Here is an 18,626-nt window from a genome sequence, read left to right as displayed (position 1 = left end):
GGGGCGGGTCAGATCGCGGAAAAGCGTTCGATATCCTTGATCCGGCCCGACACCACCAATTCATCGTCGGGGAAGATGATCGTGTCGGGCACGGCATGGATAAAGTCCTCACCCACACGCTTAACCCCCACCACCGTCACGTGATATTTCTTGCGGCACGCACTGGTCACCAGCGGCAATCCGACAATCGGGTCCGGGGCGCACAGGCGCGCAATCGCGAACTCGTCACCGAAAGCGATGAAATCGAGCAGCCGTTCGTTCAGCAGGTGCGCTACGCGCTCGCCCATGCGTTGTTCGGGGAACACCACGTGGGTCGCGCCGATGCGTTCGAGAATGCGGGCGTGTTTCGCATTGCTTGCCTTGGCCCAGATATTGGTGAGGCCGAGATCGGCAAGCGCCAGCACTGTCAGCACGCTGGCTTCGATATCGGTGCCGATGGCGACCACCGCCGCCTCGAAATCGGCGACCCCCAGCTGCCGCAGCATATCGCCGTCGGTGCAATCGGCCTCGACCACCTTGGTCAGGTCGGCCGCGTATTCCTGCACAAAGTGCGGGTCGCTATCGATGCCCAGCACTTCGCTGCCCATGTTGGTGAGCGTCCGGGCGACCGCGCCGCCGAAGCGGCCCAGACCGACAACCAGAACGGGTTTGCGCTTGTCAGCCGACAATGAGGTTCTCCTTGGGATAGCGATAGGGGCGCGCGGGCCGTCCCACAGCAAGCGCGGTGGCGACAGTAATTGTTCCCACCCGGCCGATGAACATCAGCAGCACAATCACCACCTGCGCGGATGGCGGAAGATCGGCCGTGATGCCGGTGGACAGGCCGACTGTCGAGAAGGCGGAAATGCATTCGAACAAAATGTCCGGCAGCGGCAGGGTGGTGATCGAGGAGATATAGGTGGTTGCAGCGAAGATCAGGCTCGCCGCCAGCACCGTCACGGTCAGCGCCTGCCGTTCCACCTCGCTGCCGAAGCGGCGGTCGAACAGGCCCGCATCGCGGCGGCCCAGCACTTCGGACAGGACGATGGCGAACAGCACGATGAAGGTCGTCACCTTAATCCCGCCCGCCGTGCCCGCGCTGCCGCCGCCGATGAACATCAGCAGGTAATTGACCATCAGCGTCTGATCATGAAATGCGCCGACATCCACGCTGTTGAAGCCCGCCGTGCGCGGCATGACCGAATGGAACGCGGCGTTGAGCAATTTGCTGCCCACGCTCATCGGGCCGAGCGTTCCTGCATTGGTCCATTCCATCGCGAGGATCGCGACGAACCCCAATGCCAGCAGCGCGGCTGTGCCATAGACGGTCACCTTGGAATGCAGCGACCAGCGCTTCCACGCGAACCGCTTGTCGCGCAAATCCTGCATCACCGGAAAGCCGAGCGCGGTCAGGATCACTGCCAGCATGATCGGGACAAGGATCACCGGATCGGACTGGTATCCCATGACGCTGTCGGAGTGGGTGGAGAAGCCCGCATTGTTGAACGCGCTGACCGCATGAAACACACCGTGCCACAGGGCGCTGCCGACATTCATGTCGTAGCTCGTCACCATCCGCACCGCTAGGATCGCGGCCACCACCGCCTCCACCGCCATCGTAATGGCAAATACCAGCTTCAGCACCGACAGCGCATCGCCGGTTTCCAGCCGGCCGCGCTCGACCTGCGTTGCCATGCGGTCATGCAGGCCGAACCCTCGACCAGCGATGAGACCGAACAAAGTCGCCGCGGTCATGATACCCAGCCCGCCGATCTGGAACATCAGCAGGATCGCCACTTGCCCGAACGGCGACCAGTAGCTGCCGGTATCAACCACCACCAACCCCGTCACCGCGACGGCGGATGTGGCGGTGAACAGCGCGGTCAGAACAGGTGCGGGGGTGCCGTCAGCCGTCGCGATCGGCAGGCTGAGCAACACTGTTCCAATCGCGATGGCGAGCAGAAACAGACTAGGCACCAGCCGGATCGGGTTGCGCATCAGCTTCATCAGAGCGGCTTGGCGATGAATCGCGGGCACGGCAATAGTTTGATGGAGTTACCAGCGCGCGCGCGGCCGGAGCGCACACGCGCGGATCAGGTAGGGGAATGCCGCGCCCCGGTTGGTCACAGCGCCGCCGATGGCGGCTTGTCTTTATCCGGAAAGTCCCAACCGCATACGTCAACTCCTCCAAGGCGAGGAATTCTGCGGGATGGACGCTTGGGGGGAAACCACTGGTCGGGACGAGAGGATTCGAACCTCCGACCCCCACACCCCCAGTGTGATGCGCTACCAGGCTGCGCTACGTCCCGTTCCAGTGGAGCGGCGCCTATAGGGGGCCGTCCGCTGGCTGGCAAGCGGGTTTGGGAGTCTTTGTTGCGGGCAGGGAGGCGGAGCGGGTGGTCTTCGCCATCCACGCTGCCAGCAACATTGCCGCGCCCTTGCATTGCTGCTAGGCGCGCCCACTTGAACGCAGACGCAGGCCGTGCTGCCGCTTTTTCGGGGGTGGGTGGACGGCGCTCTGCATGATGACAACGGGTTCCTGACGGGTTTTATCGCATGACATTCGATCTTCTCGCTGCCGCCGGTGCTGCTGCCGGGCCGCCTTCGTGGGTAGGGTTTCTGCCGATCGTCGGCATGATCCTGATTTTCTGGTTCCTGATCATCCGCCCGCAGATGAAGCGGCAGAAGGAACATCAGCAGAAAGTCGCCGGAATGAAGAAGGGCGACCAGGTCGTCACCGCTGGCGGGTTGGTGGGCAAGGTGCTCAAGGTCGACGATACCTTCGTCGAACTGGAACTGGGCACCAATGTCCGCGTCAAGGCGGTCAAGGCGACCATCGGTGACATCATCCCGCCCGGCGGCACCCCGGCAAACGACTGAAACCGCCAAGCGCCGCTGGCGACTGGCCGATCCCTTCGCGTGAGACCCTGACGCAATGCTCGAATTCCCGCTTTGGAAAATGATATGGTTATGGGGCGTCACGCTGGCTGCGGCCATCCTGTCGCTGCCTTCACTCGCGAATGTCGCGGGGGTGGACTGGCCGTCGAACCTGCCCAATCCGCAGGTCAATCTCGGGCTCGATCTGGCCGGCGGTTCGCACCTGCTGCTGGAAGCCAGGGCCGAGGATATCCGCGCCCAGCGGCTCGAAAACATGGAAGAATCCGTCCGCCAGTTGATGCGCAATGCCAATCCGCGCATCCGCATCGGCGACGTTTCGACCGGTGAAGGCCGGATGAGCTTCATGCTCGACAGCGCGGCCGATATCGACCGCGCACGCGGGCTGCTCGAACCGGTGATGCAGGGCGCGAACCTGACCCGCGAATGGGACCTGTCGGTGGTCGATGGGCAGCGCATGGTGCTCACCCCGACCGATGCGGGCATCGAGGCTGCGCTGAATGATGCGATGGAAAGCGCGACCGAAGTGGTGCGCCGCCGGATCGACGAACTCGGCACGCGTGAGCCGACGATCATCCGTCAGGGCGACACCCGCATCGTGGTGCAGGTGCCGGGGCTCGACGATCCCGAGGCGCTGAAGAGCCTGCTGGGCAAGACCGCGCGGCTCGAATTCAAGCTGGTCGATCTGAATGCCCTGCCGGAAAATGTGCAGGCAGGCATCGCGCCCCCGGGCAGTGAGGTCTTTCCCTATGCTCCCGATACGCCGCAGGCAGGCCGGTCGGAAGCGGTGCGCCGTCTGGGCGGCATTCGCGGCGACAATCTGACCGAGGCCAAGGCCGGGGTCGATCCGACCAATAACCAGAACGTCGTCAACATCGTGTTCGATGCGCAGGGTGGGGCCAAGTTCGCCAAACTGACGCGCGAGAATACCGGCAGGCCGTTCGCCATCATCCTCGATGAGCAGATCCTGTCGACGCCCGAGATCAACGAGCCGATCCTTGGCGGACGGGCGCAGATTTCGGGCAGCTTCACTGCGGAAAGCGCGAACGAACTGGCGATCGCGCTGAATTCCGGTGCGCTGCCGGTCGATCTCGCGATCGTCGAGGAGCGGACTGTCGGCCCGGATCTCGGCGCGGATTCGATCCGGCGCGGGTTGCTGGCGATGATGATCGGCAGCCTTGCGGTGGTGGCATTGATGGTGGCGAGCTATGGCCGCTTCGGTGTCTATTCCACCATCGCGCTGGTGTTCAACGTTCTGATGCTGCTGGGCATCATGGCCGGGATCAACGCAACGCTGACCCTGCCGGGGATCGCCGGGTTCGTTATCACCATCGGCGCGGCGGTGGACGCCAACGTGCTGATCAACGAGCGCATCCGCGAAGAACGAAGGCGCGGGCGCAAGGTGATCGCCGCGGTGGAAACCGGCTACAAGGAAGCCAGCCGCGCGATCTGGGACGCCAACCTCACCAACTTCATTGCCGGGGTGGCGCTGTTCGCCTTCGGTTCGGGGCCGGTAAAGGGCTTTGCGGTGGTGCTGGTGGTGGGCCTGTTCACCTCTGTCTTCACCGGTGTGACCATGACCCGCATGTGGGTTTCCGGGTGGCTCCGCAGGGCGCGCCCCAATGACATCGCTATCTGAAGGAGCGCGAGACCGATGAAACTCCTGAAGCTCGTCCCCGACGATACCAACATCAAATTCCTGAAACTGCGCGTGCCGTTCTTCGTGCTCAGCATCGTGCTGATTGTGGGCAGCTGGGCGGCGGTGCTGGTCAACGGCCTCAATTTCGGCGTCGATTTCGCTGGCGGGCAGGAAGTGCGCCTGACCTTCGAGGAGCGTGAGCAAGCACCGATCCCCGGCCTGCGTGAGTTGGTCGGTGGGCTCGGCTACGGCGAGCCGGTGGTGCAGGAATTCGGCGCACCCAATCAGGTGTCGATCCGCGTCCCCTTGCCCGAGGGTACGGAGGATACCCCCGGCGCCGCGACCGAGATCGGCAACCGCGTGATCGCGGCCATCGGCGAGGAATATCCCGGTGCGCGCACCGATGGGAATGATACCGTTTCGGGCAAGGTCGCAGGCGAATTCCGGGATTCGGCGATCCTCGCGCTGCTGGCGGCGATGGTGGCGGTGGCGATCTATATCTGGGTCCGGTTCGAATGGCAGTTCGGCGTCGGCGCGCTGTTTGCGCTGTTCCACGATGTCTCGGTCACGCTCGGCCTGTTCGCATTGACGCAGATGGAGTTCGGGCTGCAGATCGTCGCTGCGATCCTCGCAATCATCGGCTATTCGCTGAACGATACCATCGTGGTCTATGACCGCATCCGCGAGAACCTGAAAAAGTTCCGCAAGATGCCGCTGCCCGAACTGCTCGATCTGTCGGTCAACGAGACGCTGGCGCGCACTATCATGACCTCGCTGACGCTGTTCGTGGCGCTGATGCCGCTGCTGCTGTTCGGTCCGGCCAGCCTGTTCGGCATGGTCGCGGCGATCACAGCAGGCCTGTTCATCGGCACCTATTCCAGCGTCTATCTGGCGGGGCCGCTGCTGATCTGGATGGGCGTGACCTCGACCAGCTTCGTGCCGCAGGAAAGCGCGCTCGACAGGCAGGAAAAGATCGCCCGCGGCGAGGCGTAGGGCTTCAGCCTGCCAGCCGCTCGTAATGCGCTGCCAGCGCGGCGGCGTTGGCTTCCCAGCTGAATTGCTCGGTCAGCGCGGCGACATCCTCCCGCGCGGGCGGGGCGTTGAGGATCGCGTTGATCCCGGCGGCCACGGCTGCCGGGTTGCGCTCCACCAGCCGCCCGGCGGTGTCGTTCACGATCAATTCGCGCGCGCCGCCGACATCGGTCGTCACCACCGGCGTGCCGCAGGCGAGCGCCTCGACCCAGGCATTGGCCAGCCCTTCGCTCACCGTCGGCAGCACCATCACATCGGCAGCCGACAGCACCAGCGGCATCAGGTCGTGATCGAGCGACCCGGCGAAATGCACGCGTTCGGCCACGCCCCCGCTTGCCGCCAGCGCCCGCAGGCGCGCCTCGTCCTCGCCCTTGCCGACCAGCACCAGCCGCGCGCCGGGGATGTCGTTGAGCGCGGCAATCGCGATCCCCTGACCCTTGCGTTCGATCAGCGCAGCCACACAGGCGAGCATCGGCGCATTGTCGGGCAGGGCAAAACCCAGTTCGCGGCTTAGCTGGGCGCGCAATTGCGTGTGTTCCAGCGGGCGGAACCGGTCACGGTCGAGGCCGGTATAATGCACTGTGATTTTCGCCGCATCCATGCCCATCGCAGCCATCTGCCCGGCCAGATCGCGGCTGACCGCCAGCAGCCCGGTCGCGGTATTGGCGGCGTCCAGCATCTGCCGGCGGGCAAACTCATGCTCCCCCCAGAAGCTGATATCGCTGCCCCGCGCCTTGATCGACAGCGGCAGGCCCGTCTCGCGCGCGATGATCGCGGCCGCCGGTCCATCGGGGAAGAAGAACTGCGCATCGAGCACATCGATGGGATTTTCCGCATGGATGCGCTGCACCAGCGGCAGCGCCGCGCGCGCGATTGCGCCGGCATTGCGGCGCGCGCCGATGCGCGGGATCAGTGTGAAGCGCGGGCGGTGGATGGCGATCCCGCCCTCTTCGCTGTGTTCGGGCAGGTCGGCCAGCGGGCGATAGCGCCCCAACGTCAGCGGCGGCAGGCCGAGCGGGTTCATCACCGTGACTCGCCAGTCCCCGCGCTTCGCCAGCGCCTCCAGCGAACGGGCGACAAATGTCCCGAACCGCGGATTTGCCGGGTTGGGATAGAGCGTGGAAAGGGCGAGGACGTGTTTCACCGGGCGAAGTCCTTGTCCTGCGATCGTTAAAGCGTTCTGACCAGCATGGTCGCCACTGCAATCCACGGCGGATTGTCGACCACCACCTGTTTGTGCCCCGCGCCCGGCGGCAGCAGCCCGACCAGCGCGCCGCGCCGGTCGATCAGCCGCCCGAAGGCGAACCGCCCGCCGGATCGCGGGACAAGGCAATCGCGGTTCATTGCGCTGGCGGAGTGTTCGGGATCGAGCGGGCGCAGCCACAGCAGGTCGCCCGGCCGGTATTCGCCCACGCTCTCGCTCACCAGCAGCACCAGCGGCGCAGGCCCGTCGGCGGCGGCCAGTTCGCTCGGCAACACGGCATCGCGCGGAGCGGCGAGCGCCTGCGCGCCGTTTGCGGCGAGTTCGGCGACGATGCGAGCAGGCTCGCCCGTCTCCGCCCGCATCAGGCTGGCCGGTTCGACACCCAGAGCGGCGGCGATGCGGTTCATCCATGTCAGGGACAGCTGGCGCGTGCCGGTTTCCAGTCGCCCGATCGTCTGCGCGGTGGTCGGCGGCTCGCAAGCCTCGGCGAGATCGGCCAGCGTCAGGCCTTTGGCCTTGCGGATGTCGCGAATGCGGTTGAGCATCGAGCTGCCTTACAACTAACCATTATGGTTTTTCCTTTCCTACAAGATGGCCGGTTTGGCAAGTCGCTCGTGTCGAAAAAAAGGGAGGACATCCGCATGAAGCGCCAATTGGTCGAACGCGAACTCACAGCCGAAGGCCCGCGCCGGAGCGGGGCGGGTGAGCGAGCAGCCAAAACCGGCGCGCGTTCTGCCCGCACGGTAACGGTCAACCTCGCCGAATCCCCGCTCGCCTGGCTCCACGCGCGCGGGCATCTGGATGATCGACTGTTCGATGCGGGCGAGGCGCTGCGCAGCGATTACGAACGTGCGCAGCTATCCGCCAGCGTCACCATGCGCTGGGATCCGGTGCGGGTGAAGTCCACCGACGATCGCGGCCTGTCGCCAACCGAACGCCAGATCGCCGCGCGCCAGCGGTTCGACGGCGCGATTACGGCGGCGGGCAAGGGGCTGGAGGACATCCTGTGGCGCGTGGTGTGCGCAGGCGAAGCGCTGCCCGAGGCCGAGAAAGGGCTCGGCTGGCCCGCCCGGAGCGGCAAGCTGGTGCTGAAGATCGCGCTCGAACGCGTGGCGCAATTCTACCGGATCAGGTGAAGCGACGTGACCCCGCCGCGCTCAAGTGTTCACAATCCGGCCCGTCGCCAGCCGGTAGACCCCGACGAACACGAGCGCGGTGAAGCCGATCCCGAACAGCAGCGTGAAGATCGTCGGCTCGTATTCGCGGCTGAGCATGAAGGCACGGCGCATGCCGGGCGCGAATGCCCATTGCGGAACCGCGCCCGGCACCATCCACACATAGAGCAGATACGGCCCCCACACGGAAAACAGGATCATTCCCAAAATCGCTTTGGCGACATTCGACACGGCAGGCTCCCCAAGCGGCTGACTTTGCCTGTAAATACGTCAGGACGCTTAAGAATTCGTGAGGCGAACCGCGATCTCGGGGCGATAATCATGCCATCGCTGAGGGGACAGGTTTTCGACTCCAGGACAGTGTCTCATGTGTCTCCTACAGGGCCGGAACCGAACAGCGCGGCGACCTTCGCGCGCAGCTGCGGCAGGATGTCGGCTTCGAACCACGGGTGCTTGGCCATCCACAGCCGCGCGCGCCATGCCGGGTGGGGCAAGGCGATGATGTTGCCGTATTCGCCGAAGCGGCGCACCCGCTCGGTCATGGAAAGGCGGCGGGTGTGGGGCAGGTAATGCGCCTGGGCATAGGCGCCGACCAGCAGGGTCAGCCGGTCTTCGGGCAGCAGGCCCAGCACCGCGCCATGCCACTGCGGCGCACATTCGCGGCGCGGCGGAGCATCGCCGCCCGACAGCTTGCCGGGATAGCAGAAGCCCATCGGCACGATCGCTATGCGGGCGTCATCATACATGGCCTCGCGGTCGATGCCGAGCCAGCCGCGCAGCCGGTCACCGCTGTCATCGTCCCACGGCACGCCGCTGGCATGAACCTTGGTTCCGGGTGCCTGGCCGATGATCAGCAACCGGCTGGCTGGCGAAAACTGCGTGACCGGGCGCGGGCCGAGCGGCAGGTGCGCGGCGCAGAGCGTGCAGGCGGCAATGCGCCGGTGCAAGGCGGCGGCTGCGGTTTCGCGGCTGTCGTTCAACCTTCCACCAGTTCGGCCAGCATCAGCCAGCGTTCCTCGGCGGCGTCCCTCTCGGCGCGGGCGGTTTCGATGCCGGCGGAGATGGCGGCGAAGCGCTGGGGATCCTTGGCGTAGAGCTCGGGATCGGCAAGGATCGCCTCACCCTTGGCGATCGCGGTTTCGAGTTCCTCGATCCGTGCGGGCAGGATGTCGTAGTCGCGCTGGTCCTTGTAGGTCAGCTTGGCGGCGGGTTTGGTGGGCATGGACGGGGCCGGAGCGGTGGCATCGTCCTTGCGCGGAGCGGCGGCGGAACGGGCGGCGACGGGTGCCTTGCGCTTGGCTTCCCAGTCGGCATAGCCGCCCGCGACGATATCGACCTTGCCCGACCCGTCGAGGCCGAGCGTCAGCGTCACGGTGCGGTCGAGGAAGTCGCGGTCGTGGCTTACGATCAGCACGGTGCCGTCGAAATCCGCGATCACTTCCTGAAGCAAATCAAGCGTTTCGAGGTCGAGATCATTGGTCGGCTCGTCCAGCACCAGCAGGTTGGCGGTGCGGGCGAACTCGCGGGCCAGCAGCAGGCGCGAACGCTCACCGCCCGACAGGATGCCGACCTTGGTATCGACCAGACCGGGATCGAACAGGAAGTCCTTTAGGTAGGCCATGACATGCTTGCGCACGCCCCGCACATCGATCCAGTCGCCACCTTCTGCAAGGATCTGGCGCACGGTGGCGCCGGGTTCGAGCAGCTTGCGCTGCTGGTCGATCATTACGCCAGAAAGCGTGCGGGCATGGGTGACGGTGCCGGTATCGGGTTCGATCTCGCGGGTCAGCAGCTTCAGCAGCGTGGTCTTGCCCGCGCCATTCGATCCGACAATGCCGATGCGGTCGCCGTTCTGGATGCGCAAGGAGAACGGCTTGATGACCGCGCGCTCCCCGTATGTCTTGGAGATGCCTTCCGCGACGATCACCGATTTCGACTTGAAGTCATCGTCGCTCGAAAGCTTCAGCTTGGCAACGCCCGCGCCCGAGATCATCGCCGCCCGCGTCGCGCGCATCTGATGCAGCTTCTCCAGCCGCCCCTGGTTGCGCTTGCGCCGCGCGGTTACGCCGCGTTCGAGCCAGTGCGCCTCGATCTTGAGCTTGGCATCCATCCGCTCGGCGGCGCGGGCCTCCTCGGCGTAGACCTGTTCCTCCCACGCCTCGTAGCCGCCGAAGCCGACCTCCTTGCGCCGCATCGTCCCGCGGTCGAGCCACAGGGTCGCGCGGGTCAGGCGGGTGAGGAAGGTGCGGTCGTGGCTAATGGTGATGAACGCGCCGCGATAGCGGCTCAACCAGTCCTCCAGCCAGTCGATGGCGCTGAGGTCGAGGTGATTGGTCGGCTCGTCCAGCAGCAGCAGATCGGGGTCCTGCGCCAGCGCGCGGGCGATGGCGGCGCGTCGGCGCTCGCCTCCGCTGGCAGTCTCCGCCGGGCGGCTCATGTCGATGCCCAGCTGCCCGGCGATGGCTTCGACCTCGTGGGGCTCGGGCGCTTTGTCGCCTGCCAGTGCGAAGTCCATCAGCGTCTCCGCGGCGCCGAAATCGGGGTCCTGTTCCAGAAACACGATCCGCGTGCCCGGCTTCACGCGGCGCATTCCGCGATCCGCATCGATCCGCCCCATCATCAACCGCAGCAGCGTGGTCTTGCCCGCGCCGTTGCGCCCGATCAGCGCCAGCCGGTCGCCCGGCAGCACGTGCAGATCGACCGGCTCCGTGCCGCTGGTGGGGCTCGGGCCACCGAACAGCCAGCGCCCGCCTTGTTGCAGAGCGATGCCTTCGAGCGAAAAGATAGGTGGTTGCGCCATAGGCTGCGCCAAGTAGGGGCTTGGCAACCTTGTGCCAAGGCGGTTCAGCGCTACGAAAGCCGTGCCGGTTCAATGGCGCGTCTTTTGGAGGAACCTGTGATGATCCGTCCCGCCCTTGCCATGATCGCCGCCAGCGCGTTCGCGCTGCCTACCACTGCCTACGCCGCCAACGTCGAGATCGAGGCGAGCGGCCCGGTGATCGAACTCGACATCTTCGAAAGCGTCACTGTTGCGCCCGACATGGCGACCATCGGCGCTGGCGTGACCAGCGAGGCACCGACCGCGGTCGAGGCGCTGCGGATGAACTCTGCCGAGATGGAAAAGGTGATCGCCCGCATCAAATCGCTGGGCGTCGCCGAAAAGGACATCCAGACCACCGGCATCAATCTTAATGCGCGCTATGACTACGACCGCGAAGGCCAGCGCCAGATCTTCCGCGGTTATCAGGTGTCCAACCGTGTCAGCGTGAACCTGCGCAAGATCGAGGATACCGGCACGGTGCTCGATGCGCTGGTGGCTGCGGGCGCGACCGACCTGTCCGGCCCGAACTTCAGTATCGAGGATGACGCAGCGGCCAAGGATGCGGCGCGCAAGCGGGCGATCGAGCGGGCGGCAGAGCGCGCGCAGGCCTATGCCGCGATGCTCGGCTATGACGGCGTGAAGGTGCTGAAGGTCAGCGAGGCGATGCAGAACCGCGCGCCGATGCCCGAGCAGGCGATGATGAGCGCAGACAAGATCATGGTGACCGGCTCGCGGATAGCGGTGCAGCCGGGCATGGTTTCCTCCGGTGTCGCCATCTCGATCACCTACGAACTGGTCGATGACATGGCGCCCGCCGTCGAATGATCGCCCATTCACTCCTTGTTCAAAGCGATCCGACTAGGCATGGGGACACCATGAAACGCTTTCGTTCCCTTTTTGCCGGACTTGTCGCTGCGCTGACGCTGGGTGGCCTTGCGCTGCCTGCCGTTGCGCAGGAACAGTCCGGCGGCGATCAGGGCGAAGCGCGGCGCGAGGCGCAGGCGGGCAACCAGCTGTCGCTGCGCGAGATCGAGCGCCGTATCCTGCCGCAGATGCAGGGCAGCGAATATCTCGGCCCCGCTTACGATTCGATTGCGCGGGCCTATCGCCTCAAGTTCATTCGCGATGGCCGCGTTACCTATGTCGATGTCGATGCCCGCACCGGCAAGGTCATCGGGCGTTCGCGCTGACAGTCGGTCAAAGCGGCATCATCGGGGGACAGGCAGCGGTTCTTCGCATGCCGGTTGCTTGACGCTGGCGCGGCAAAAGCGCACCAAACGGCCGTTCATGCAGCAGGAAAATGGTGGAACATGCGAATTCTGATCGTCGAGGATGAGCCCACGCTGGGCGCGCAGCTCAAGTCGACGCTGGAGCAACACGGCTATGCCGTCGATCTCTCCGCCGATGGCGAGGACGGGCACTTCATGGGCTCGACCGAGGATTACGACGCGGTCGTGCTCGATCTCGGCCTGCCGGAGATCGACGGGTTGACCGTGCTTGGCATGTGGAGGCGCGAAGGGCGCACCTTCCCGGTGCTGGTCCTGACCGCGCGCGACAGCTGGTCGGACAAGGTTGCAGGTCTTGATGCAGGCGCGGATGATTACCTCGCCAAGCCGTTCCAGACCGAGGAACTGATCGCCCGGCTGCGCGCGCTGATCCGCCGCGCTTCGGGCAATACCTCGTCCGAACTCACTGCGGGCGACGTGCGGCTGGACACGCGTTCGGGCCGGGTGACGCTGGCGGGAGAGCCGGTCAAGCTGACCGCGCAGGAATACAAGCTGCTGTCCTACCTCATGCACCACAAGGGCAAGGTCGTCAGCCGCACCGAATTGATCGAACATATCTACGATCAGGATTTCGACCGGGATTCGAACACGATCGAAGTGTTCGTCACCCGCATCCGCAAGAAGCTTGGCGCAGACGTTATAACGACTATCCGTGGCCTCGGTTACAGCCTCGACGACCCCGCCGAAGCCCCGCGCGCCTGAGGCGGCAGGGGCCGGCGGCGAAGCGCGCAGCACCTTGCCCGCGGGCGGGGCCGCAGCCGTGCCGGAGCCGGTGAGCACCGCGCCCGCAGCGCAACCGCGCGCCAGCCTTGCGCGGCGCATGGGGCTGATCGCGGCGGGGTGGATCTTCGTGCTGCTGCTGGGCGGCGGCATCGCGCTCGACCGGACACTCACCACGCAGGTTGAAGAGAACTTCGACGAACAGCTCGATTACATCCTCACCGCCATGATCGCCTCGGCCGAGATCGACCCCTTCGGCGAGGTGTGGTTCTACCGCGCACTCGGCGACCAGCGCTTCCTAGAACCGGGAAGCGGGCTGTATTGGCAGATCAGCGGCGGCGATTTCGAGCCGATTGCCTCGCGCAGCCTGTGGGATCGCACGCTCACCTTGCAGGGGGTGAAGACCACGGGCGAGGATTTCAACAGCGAGGTGCATTTCCACAACTCCGATCAGTTCGCAGGCGAACCGCTGCGGATTGCCGAGCGCACCGTGATCCTGCCGGGCAGCGAGACGCGCTGGACCTTTGCCGTCGCCAGCGCGACCGAGCAGATGGACACCCAGATTGCCCGCGTGCGGCTGATCCTGATCTGGAGCTTCGCGGTCCTGGGGCTGGGCCTGCTGGTGATGGCGCTGTTGCAGATTCGCTACGGCCTTTCGCCTCTGCGGCGGGTGCGGGCGGCGATCCAGAAGCTGCGCACCACCGGCGCGAACCGCATCACCGATCCGCTGCCAACCGAAGTGCAGCCGCTGGTCGAGGAGTTGAACGCGCTGCTCGACCATTCCGAACGGCAGGCGGAGGAAGCGCGTCGCCATGCGGGCAATCTCGCCCACGCGCTCAAGACGCCGCTGACCGTGCTGACCAACGCCGCGACCGCGCGCGCGCCCGATCTGGGCGAGGCAGTAATGCGCGAGACCCGCACGATGCAGCGCCATGTCGACCACCATCTGGCGCGTGCCCGCGCAGTCGGACGGCGGGCGGTCGGCCATGCCCGAACCAATGTGATGGCCAGCGCCGAAGCCGTGCGCCGCGCGGTCGAGCGGCTTTATCCGCAGGGTCGGCTCGACATCGCGGGCAGCCGCGATGCCGATGTGGCGATCGAGCGGCAGGACCTCGACGAGATGCTCGGCAACCTGATCGAGAACGCCGCCAAATACGGCGGGGGCAGTGTATTCGTAACCATCGACCCCGATGAAGAGAGCGCCGAGCAGCGTGATGGCGAATGCCTGATCTGGGTTGAGGATGACGGCACCGGCATTCCCGAGGCCGAACGCATCCGCATTTTCGATCGCGGGGCGCGGCTCGATACCGGCAAGCCCGGCACCGGCCTTGGCCTCGCAATCGTGCGCGACGTCGCGGAAATCTACGGCGGCAGCGTCCAGCTGGGGACCAGTGAGGACCTAGGCGGGCTGCTGGTCGAATTGCGCCTGCCGCGGGCGGAATGATCGACGGTGCGAAGGGTTTTTGCACCCAACGCCGTTAAGCCCCCGAGTGATCGACGACACGTAACCGGAACCGGGGCACTTTGCGCGCAGACATGACCCCTAGCGGCGAGCCTGCGGCTCCTGCCTCAGCGGCCGATGATGCCGCGTTGGTGGCGCGCATGGCGGCGCGCGACCCTGCGGCCTTGCGTGAGGCGATTGCGCGTCATGCAGGGCCGCTCCACCGCATTGCATGGCGTATGACCGGCGACAGCCACGAAGCCGAGGATATTGTGCAGGAGGCGATGCTGAGATTGTGGAACCATGCACCGCGGCTCGCCGCGAGGCATCCGGCTGGGAGCGGCGCTGCATCGACGCTACGCCTGTCCGGCTGGCTGAAACGGGTGGTGACCAATCTCGCGATTGACCGGTTGCGGCTGGCGCGGCGGGTGTCGGGTGAGGACGTGCCGGAACGCGCCGACGACACCCCGCTCGCCGATGTCCGGATCGAAGCCGATCAGGGCGACGGTTCCACGCGCGCACTGGTGATGGCCCTGCCAGAGCGTCAGCGCGCCGCGATCGTGCTGACCTATTACGAGGATCTGCCCAATGGCGAAGCCGCCGCGGCGATGGACATGAACATCAAGGCGTTCGAATCCCTGCTGCACCGCGCCCGTGCGGGCCTGCGGCAGGCCTTCGCTGCGCAAGGAGACGCGCGATGAGCGGCGTTGACCACGATGACGGCGCGCCGATCGCTCCCGGCAGCCCGCTGGCACGGGTGCTGGATGATTTTGCAGTGCCCGCGCTGCCTGCCGGGTTTGCCGACCGGGTGTTGGCCGCTGCCGAGGCCCGGCCTTCTCCTTTGCCCGAACTGCGCCGCTCCGGTGGCGGAGGCGGACGTGGACAGGGCCGTGGCTGGCGGCTGGGGCGGCGCATGGCCATCGGCGCAATCGGCTTCGGCGCGCTCGCCACGGCGGCGGCAGCGACCGGGTTGCTCGACCGGTTCGATCTGCCCGCCGTGCCGTCACCCGAAAAGGTATGGGCGAGCATCACCGGCAAAGAGGCCGCTCCTGTCCCCGCAGCAGCGCCGGTGGTTCCGCCGCCTGCCGACCCTGAGCCCGCTGCGCTGGCTCCGGTCAGGATCGAAGGCCGGATCGACACGCCCGAGGAACTGGGCGAGGCTTTCCGCCGGATCGATGAGGTGCGGCAGGGCCGGGTCGAGGCACGCCGCCAGATCATCGACTCACGCATCGAAAGCGAAATCGAACGTCGCCGTGCCGCCGGATTGCCGCTCCCCACACCGGAAGAAGAGGCGCGCGTACGGCAGCGGATCGAGGATGCGCGCACCCGCCGCGAAGGGCTGGTCGCCGAACGGATCGAGGCCCGCCGCGAGGAACTGCTCCAGCGCGTCGAGAGTGGTGAGGGGCTGACGCGGGAGGATATTGCGCGGCCCCTGCGCGACGATGCGCGCGCGCTTGAACGGGCGGGCAGGCTGGAGCGTCTGCGCCGGATGACACCGCAACAGCGGCGCGAGGCGCTGCGGCAACTGCCCGCAGACGAGCGCCGCGAGTTGATCGAGGCGTGGCGCCAGCGGCGCGCCGGGCGGCTGGACGGGGAGACGGCAGCGACAGCCTCGACCCCCGCGCCCGAACGACCCGAAGCCTCACCCGCGCCGGAACCGCAAACGTCCCAATTCGGTACGCCCGGTGATCCTTCCGCCGCCGCCGCGCCGCTGTGAACGAAAAGTCGGCGCCGCCGCGAAGGGTGCGGCTGCCTCTGCCGTTATTGCCATGTCCCCGGCCGCAAATCCCCGCGCGGCCAGCGGACCTCGCAATGGATTGAACGGAACGAGGAACTTCGCGATGAGAAAGACTCCCCTGATGCTCGCCTCGCTGACGGCGCTGGCGCTTGCCTTGCCTGCCGCCGCGCAGGAACAGACCCGCACGCGCAGCTATGATGGACCCAAGGTCAGCGCTAGCCAGACCACCACGGTCAACCCCGATACCGGCACCGCAACCCGCACCCGCGAGGCGACCAATCTTAACACCGGCAACACCGCCAGCAGCAGCGCCGTACGTCAGCGCACCGAAACCGGCGCGACCATCGACATCGTGCAGACCGGGCCGCAGGGCAATTCGCGCGACCTTTCGGGGACACGCACCCGCACCGACACCGGTTCGACCTTCACCGGCACCGCCACCGGGCGCGGCGGCGAGAGCTACGGCCTTGCAGGCGCGCGCAGCCGGGACGGGCAGGGCAATTCCGCCGCGAGCCAGAGCGTGACCAATTCGGCCGGCGAAGTGCTCGCCTCTCGGGAGCGCGCCACCACCCGCAGCGAAGGGCAGGTGAGCCGCAGCGTCACCAAGACCAGGGCGCCCGGCGTCACCCGTCCGCCCCGCGCGCGCGGCAAACGTCCGCGTTAGAGCATACTCTTGTCGTGCGCTTCGCGAGGATCAGCGGCCCCGCTGTCCTCGACCCCCGATGGAGCGCGCGAAGCGACGGCCAGCAGCTGATCTGGTGGAACAGTCGCAAGGCCGCCCGGGCACGGCGCTCCGAAATGGGCGCCGTGCCCTTTGCTTGGGCGCAGATATTCAGTTGCGGTTCAGCGCCGGGAAGCGATTGATCGGGCGCCACAATCGGGAGGCGCGGGCATGATTGCAGCACGCAGCAGCGTAATCCTTGCGGCTCTGGTGCTGGGCGCTTGCACCACCGCCTCCGACCCGGCATCGCGCGGGCAACGCACGGTCTTCCATAATCCGCTCGCCCCGCCTGAAATCGACCAGCGCGGGATCGGGCCGCAATGCGATGTCGATATCGGGCAGGATGCGACCTGTCTGGGCGGGCCGATCATCTATCCCGGGCGCGGGCGACACATATCGCTGGGGAATGGCGAAACGGCGCGGCTCACGCGTGGGCAAGCCCGCCTGTTGCGGGAGCGTGAGGAGTTGCTGGAAGCATTGCGCGATCAGCCGCCACCGCCGCCACCGCCCGCTGCGCCGCCCGTAGCTCCGACTGCGAGCAAGGGCGAGACACCCTGATCCCTCAGCCGCCGCGCGCCTTTTCGTGGTGGCGGATCACTTCCTCGATGATGAAGCGCAGGAATTTCTCGGAAAATTCGGGATCGAGGTTTGCCTCTTCCGACAGCTTTCGCAGTCGTGCGATCTGGCGTGCTTCACGATCGGGATCGGCCGGGGGCAGGGTGGCTTTGGCCTTGTATTCGCCCACCGCCTGCGTGATCCGGAACCGTTCTGCCAGGATGTGGATCAGCGCCGCATCGATATTGTCGATGCTTTTGCGAAAGCTCGCCAGAATCGGATCGGACACCACTTCGGACGGGGTGCTATGAGCTGGCGAGGATTGCGTTTGCTGCGGCATAGGCTGCGAAACTAGCAGCAATTCTGCGCTTGCCAAGCACGCGCGGCCCGCCCTAATGCCGCAGGCAACATGAGTGCCGATGTCATTCCCCTGCCGCGCAGCCGGCCGACACTCGATCCCATGCTGTCGTTGACGGCAGCGGGCATGAATTCTGTCAATTCCGTGATCCTTGACCGGATGCAGAGCGACATTCCGCTGATCCCGCGCCTTGCCGGGCATCTGATTTCGGGCGGGGGCAAGCGGCTGCGGCCGATGCTGACACTCGCCGGTGCGGAACTGGTCGGCTACAAGGGCACACGTCACTACAAACTCGCAGCGGCGGTCGAATTCATCCACACCGCCACGCTGCTGCACGACGATGTGGTGGACGGCAGCGAGCTTCGGCGCGGGAAGGCGGCGGCCAACATCATCTTCGGCAATCCGGCGACTGTGCTGGTGGGCGATTTCCTGTTCAGCCGCGCTTTCGAACTGATGACCGAGGACGGCAGCTTGCGCGTCCTTTCGATCCTGTCGCGCGCCAGCGCGGTGATTGCGGAAGGCGAGGTCTCGCAGCTTTCCGCCCAGCGCCAGATCAACACCAGCGAAGAACAGTACCTCCACATCATCGGCGCGAAAACCGCCGCGCTGTTCGCTGCTGCCAGCCAGATCAGTGCTGTGGTGGCCGAATGTTCGGAAGAACAGGAGCACGCGCTCGAAGCCTATGGCCGCAACCTTGGCGTTGCGTTCCAACTGATCGACGATGCGATCGACTATGATTCCGACGCCGCCGAAATGGGCAAGGAACAGGGCGATGATTTCCGCGAGGGCAAGATGACCCTTCCGGTGATCCTCGCCTATGCACGCGGCAATGACGAGGAACGCAAGTTCTGGAAGGACGCGATCATCGGGCATCGTTCGTCCGATGTGGATCTGGCCCATGCGATTGCGCTGATCGAGAAGCACCACGCGTTGGAAGACACCCGCGAGCGGGCGCGCCATTTCGCCCACAGGGCCATCGACGCGATCTCGATCTTCCCTGACGGAAAGGCCCGCGCGGCAATGGCCGAAGCGGCGCAATTCGCGGTCGCGCGCGGGCACTGA

Annotated in this window: 21 protein-coding genes and 1 tRNA gene; 13 read left to right on the top strand and 9 right to left on the bottom strand. The window is 66.0% G+C overall.

Going from position 1 to position 18,626, the window contains the following annotated elements:
- Positions 1-8: 8 nt before the first annotated feature.
- The 3 genes from Q0L48_RS09670 to Q0L48_RS09660 all read right to left on the bottom strand — a co-directional run bounded on the left by Q0L48_RS09670 (position 9) and on the right by Q0L48_RS09660 (position 2,288).
- The gene (locus Q0L48_RS09670; protein ID WP_296720222.1) at positions 9-668 is read right to left on the bottom strand and encodes a TrkA family potassium uptake protein; all 660 of its coding nucleotides are present in this window, start codon (positions 666-668) and stop codon (positions 9-11) included.
- Complete coding sequence (locus Q0L48_RS09665) at positions 658-1,986, bottom strand: TrkH family potassium uptake protein (RefSeq protein ID WP_296720219.1); 1,329 nt, start codon at positions 1,984-1,986, stop codon at positions 658-660. The genes Q0L48_RS09670 and Q0L48_RS09665 overlap by 11 nt, the downstream gene beginning before the upstream one ends.
- Positions 1,987-2,211: 225 nt before the next feature.
- Positions 2,212-2,288 (bottom strand) — tRNA-Pro (locus Q0L48_RS09660).
- A gap of 247 nt (positions 2,289-2,535) precedes the next feature.
- Here Q0L48_RS09660 and yajC point away from each other — a divergent pair.
- From yajC to secF, 3 genes are read left to right on the top strand one after another with little or no spacing between them, the layout of a single operon-like run.
- Positions 2,536-2,859, top strand: coding sequence for a preprotein translocase subunit YajC (yajC, locus tag Q0L48_RS09655; protein ID WP_296720217.1), 324 nt, complete (start codon positions 2,536-2,538; stop codon positions 2,857-2,859).
- 55 nt (positions 2,860-2,914) lie between these two features.
- A complete protein-coding gene (gene secD, locus Q0L48_RS09650; RefSeq protein WP_296720214.1) occupies positions 2,915-4,513 on the top strand; it encodes a protein translocase subunit SecD in 1,599 nt (532 codons plus the stop codon).
- A 15-nt stretch (positions 4,514-4,528) separates the two neighbouring features.
- The gene (gene secF, locus Q0L48_RS09645; protein WP_296720209.1) at positions 4,529-5,506 is read left to right on the top strand and encodes a protein translocase subunit SecF; all 978 of its coding nucleotides are present in this window, start codon (positions 4,529-4,531) and stop codon (positions 5,504-5,506) included.
- Between the two features lie 4 nt (positions 5,507-5,510).
- Here secF and Q0L48_RS09640 read toward each other — a convergent pair whose 3' ends face one another.
- Together Q0L48_RS09640 and Q0L48_RS09635 are read right to left on the bottom strand one after the other, a co-directional pair.
- Positions 5,511-6,689 carry a glycosyltransferase gene (locus Q0L48_RS09640; RefSeq protein WP_296720207.1) on the bottom strand — a complete coding sequence of 393 codons (1,179 nt, stop codon included), beginning with the start codon at positions 6,687-6,689 and terminating at the stop codon, positions 5,511-5,513.
- 26 nt (positions 6,690-6,715) lie between these two features.
- Positions 6,716-7,294, bottom strand: a complete 579-nt coding sequence (locus tag Q0L48_RS09635; RefSeq protein WP_296720204.1) for a helix-turn-helix transcriptional regulator — start codon at positions 7,292-7,294, stop codon at positions 6,716-6,718.
- Positions 7,295-7,390: 96 nt separating this feature from the next.
- On the opposite strand from Q0L48_RS09635, the gene Q0L48_RS09630 reads away from it, so the two are divergent.
- Entirely contained in the window at positions 7,391-7,885 is a 495-nt protein-coding gene (locus Q0L48_RS09630) for a DUF6456 domain-containing protein (protein WP_296720203.1), read from the top strand.
- A gap of 21 nt (positions 7,886-7,906) precedes the next feature.
- On the opposite strand, the gene Q0L48_RS09625 is transcribed toward Q0L48_RS09630, so the two are convergent.
- The 3 genes from Q0L48_RS09625 to Q0L48_RS09615 all read right to left on the bottom strand — a co-directional run bounded on the left by Q0L48_RS09625 (position 7,907) and on the right by Q0L48_RS09615 (position 10,724).
- Positions 7,907-8,125, bottom strand: coding sequence for a hypothetical protein (locus tag Q0L48_RS09625; protein ID WP_296720201.1), 219 nt, complete (start codon positions 8,123-8,125; stop codon positions 7,907-7,909).
- Between the two features lie 164 nt (positions 8,126-8,289).
- Positions 8,290-8,904, bottom strand: coding sequence for a uracil-DNA glycosylase family protein (locus Q0L48_RS09620; RefSeq protein ID WP_296720199.1), 615 nt, complete (start codon positions 8,902-8,904; stop codon positions 8,290-8,292).
- Entirely contained in the window at positions 8,901-10,724 is a 1,824-nt protein-coding gene (locus tag Q0L48_RS09615; RefSeq protein ID WP_296720196.1) for an ABC-F family ATP-binding cassette domain-containing protein, read from the bottom strand. The genes Q0L48_RS09620 and Q0L48_RS09615 overlap by 4 nt, the downstream gene beginning before the upstream one ends.
- A gap of 99 nt (positions 10,725-10,823) precedes the next feature.
- Here Q0L48_RS09615 and Q0L48_RS09610 point away from each other — a divergent pair, with 99 nt between their 5' ends.
- The 8 genes from Q0L48_RS09610 (at position 10,824) to Q0L48_RS09575 (ending at position 17,209) form a co-directional block, all read left to right on the top strand.
- Positions 10,824-11,570 carry an SIMPL domain-containing protein gene (locus Q0L48_RS09610; protein WP_296720193.1) on the top strand — a complete coding sequence of 249 codons (747 nt, stop codon included), beginning with the start codon at positions 10,824-10,826 and terminating at the stop codon, positions 11,568-11,570.
- A gap of 50 nt (positions 11,571-11,620) precedes the next feature.
- Entirely contained in the window at positions 11,621-11,935 is a 315-nt protein-coding gene (locus Q0L48_RS09605; RefSeq protein ID WP_296720192.1) for a PepSY domain-containing protein, read from the top strand.
- Between the two features lie 120 nt (positions 11,936-12,055).
- A complete protein-coding gene (locus tag Q0L48_RS09600) occupies positions 12,056-12,733 on the top strand; it encodes a response regulator transcription factor (protein WP_296720189.1) in 678 nt (225 codons plus the stop codon).
- 118 nt (positions 12,734-12,851) lie between these two features.
- A complete protein-coding gene (locus Q0L48_RS09595) occupies positions 12,852-14,195 on the top strand; it encodes a HAMP domain-containing sensor histidine kinase (protein WP_296720354.1) in 1,344 nt (447 codons plus the stop codon).
- Between the two features lie 92 nt (positions 14,196-14,287).
- Positions 14,288-14,893 (top strand): sigma-70 family RNA polymerase sigma factor, encoded by a 606-nt coding sequence (locus Q0L48_RS09590; protein ID WP_296720186.1) that lies wholly within the window; start codon positions 14,288-14,290, stop codon positions 14,891-14,893.
- Positions 14,890-15,909: a hypothetical protein gene (locus Q0L48_RS09585; protein ID WP_296720181.1), complete on the top strand. Its 1,020-nt coding sequence runs from the start codon at positions 14,890-14,892 to the stop codon at positions 15,907-15,909. Before Q0L48_RS09590 ends, Q0L48_RS09585 begins: the two co-directional genes overlap by 4 nt.
- Positions 15,910-16,033: 124 nt before the next feature.
- Entirely contained in the window at positions 16,034-16,594 is a 561-nt protein-coding gene (locus Q0L48_RS09580) for a hypothetical protein (RefSeq protein ID WP_296720179.1), read from the top strand.
- Between the two features lie 228 nt (positions 16,595-16,822).
- Positions 16,823-17,209, top strand: coding sequence for a hypothetical protein (locus tag Q0L48_RS09575; protein WP_296720176.1), 387 nt, complete (start codon positions 16,823-16,825; stop codon positions 17,207-17,209).
- A gap of 4 nt (positions 17,210-17,213) precedes the next feature.
- On the opposite strand, the gene Q0L48_RS09570 is transcribed toward Q0L48_RS09575, so the two are convergent.
- The gene (locus tag Q0L48_RS09570) at positions 17,214-17,546 is read right to left on the bottom strand and encodes a chorismate mutase (RefSeq protein ID WP_296720352.1); all 333 of its coding nucleotides are present in this window, start codon (positions 17,544-17,546) and stop codon (positions 17,214-17,216) included.
- Positions 17,547-17,615: 69 nt separating this feature from the next.
- Between Q0L48_RS09570 and Q0L48_RS09565 the strand changes: the two genes are divergently transcribed.
- Complete coding sequence (locus tag Q0L48_RS09565) at positions 17,616-18,626, top strand: polyprenyl synthetase family protein (RefSeq protein ID WP_296720174.1); 1,011 nt, start codon at positions 17,616-17,618, stop codon at positions 18,624-18,626.

Origin of the sequence: Erythrobacter sp., assembly GCF_024305245.1 — a bacterium.
Lineage (GTDB): Bacteria > Pseudomonadota > Alphaproteobacteria > Sphingomonadales > Sphingomonadaceae > Erythrobacter.
The sequence above is the reverse complement of the archived record's forward strand: the minus strand, read 5'-3'. Positions and strand labels throughout refer to the sequence as shown.

Bases quoted from the DNA above. Each gene is read 5' to 3' on its own strand.
- Q0L48_RS09665 (WP_296720219.1), bottom strand. From the start codon at position 1,986: ATGAAGCTGATGCGCAACCCGATCCGGCTGGTGCCTAGTCTGTTTCTG.
- yajC (WP_296720217.1), top strand. From the start codon at position 2,536: ATGACATTCGATCTTCTCGCTGCCGCCGGTGCTGCTGCCGGGCCGCCT.
- secD (WP_296720214.1), top strand. From the start codon at position 2,915: ATGCTCGAATTCCCGCTTTGGAAAATGATATGGTTATGGGGCGTCACG.
- secF (WP_296720209.1), top strand. From the start codon at position 4,529: ATGAAACTCCTGAAGCTCGTCCCCGACGATACCAACATCAAATTCCTG.
- Q0L48_RS09635 (WP_296720204.1), bottom strand. From the start codon at position 7,294: ATGCTCAACCGCATTCGCGACATCCGCAAGGCCAAAGGCCTGACGCTG.
- Q0L48_RS09630 (WP_296720203.1), top strand. From the start codon at position 7,391: ATGAAGCGCCAATTGGTCGAACGCGAACTCACAGCCGAAGGCCCGCGC.
- Q0L48_RS09625 (WP_296720201.1), bottom strand. From the start codon at position 8,125: ATGATCCTGTTTTCCGTGTGGGGGCCGTATCTGCTCTATGTGTGGATG.
- Q0L48_RS09615 (WP_296720196.1), bottom strand. From the start codon at position 10,724: ATGGCGCAACCACCTATCTTTTCGCTCGAAGGCATCGCTCTGCAACAA.
- Q0L48_RS09610 (WP_296720193.1), top strand. From the start codon at position 10,824: ATGATCCGTCCCGCCCTTGCCATGATCGCCGCCAGCGCGTTCGCGCTG.
- Q0L48_RS09605 (WP_296720192.1), top strand. From the start codon at position 11,621: ATGAAACGCTTTCGTTCCCTTTTTGCCGGACTTGTCGCTGCGCTGACG.
- Q0L48_RS09600 (WP_296720189.1), top strand. From the start codon at position 12,056: ATGCGAATTCTGATCGTCGAGGATGAGCCCACGCTGGGCGCGCAGCTC.
- Q0L48_RS09595 (WP_296720354.1), top strand. From the start codon at position 12,852: ATGGGGCTGATCGCGGCGGGGTGGATCTTCGTGCTGCTGCTGGGCGGC.
- Q0L48_RS09590 (WP_296720186.1), top strand. From the start codon at position 14,288: ATGACCCCTAGCGGCGAGCCTGCGGCTCCTGCCTCAGCGGCCGATGAT.
- Q0L48_RS09585 (WP_296720181.1), top strand. From the start codon at position 14,890: ATGAGCGGCGTTGACCACGATGACGGCGCGCCGATCGCTCCCGGCAGC.
- Q0L48_RS09580 (WP_296720179.1), top strand. From the start codon at position 16,034: ATGAGAAAGACTCCCCTGATGCTCGCCTCGCTGACGGCGCTGGCGCTT.
- Q0L48_RS09575 (WP_296720176.1), top strand. From the start codon at position 16,823: ATGATTGCAGCACGCAGCAGCGTAATCCTTGCGGCTCTGGTGCTGGGC.
- Q0L48_RS09570 (WP_296720352.1), bottom strand. From the start codon at position 17,546: ATGCCGCAGCAAACGCAATCCTCGCCAGCTCATAGCACCCCGTCCGAA.
- Q0L48_RS09565 (WP_296720174.1), top strand. From the start codon at position 17,616: ATGAGTGCCGATGTCATTCCCCTGCCGCGCAGCCGGCCGACACTCGAT.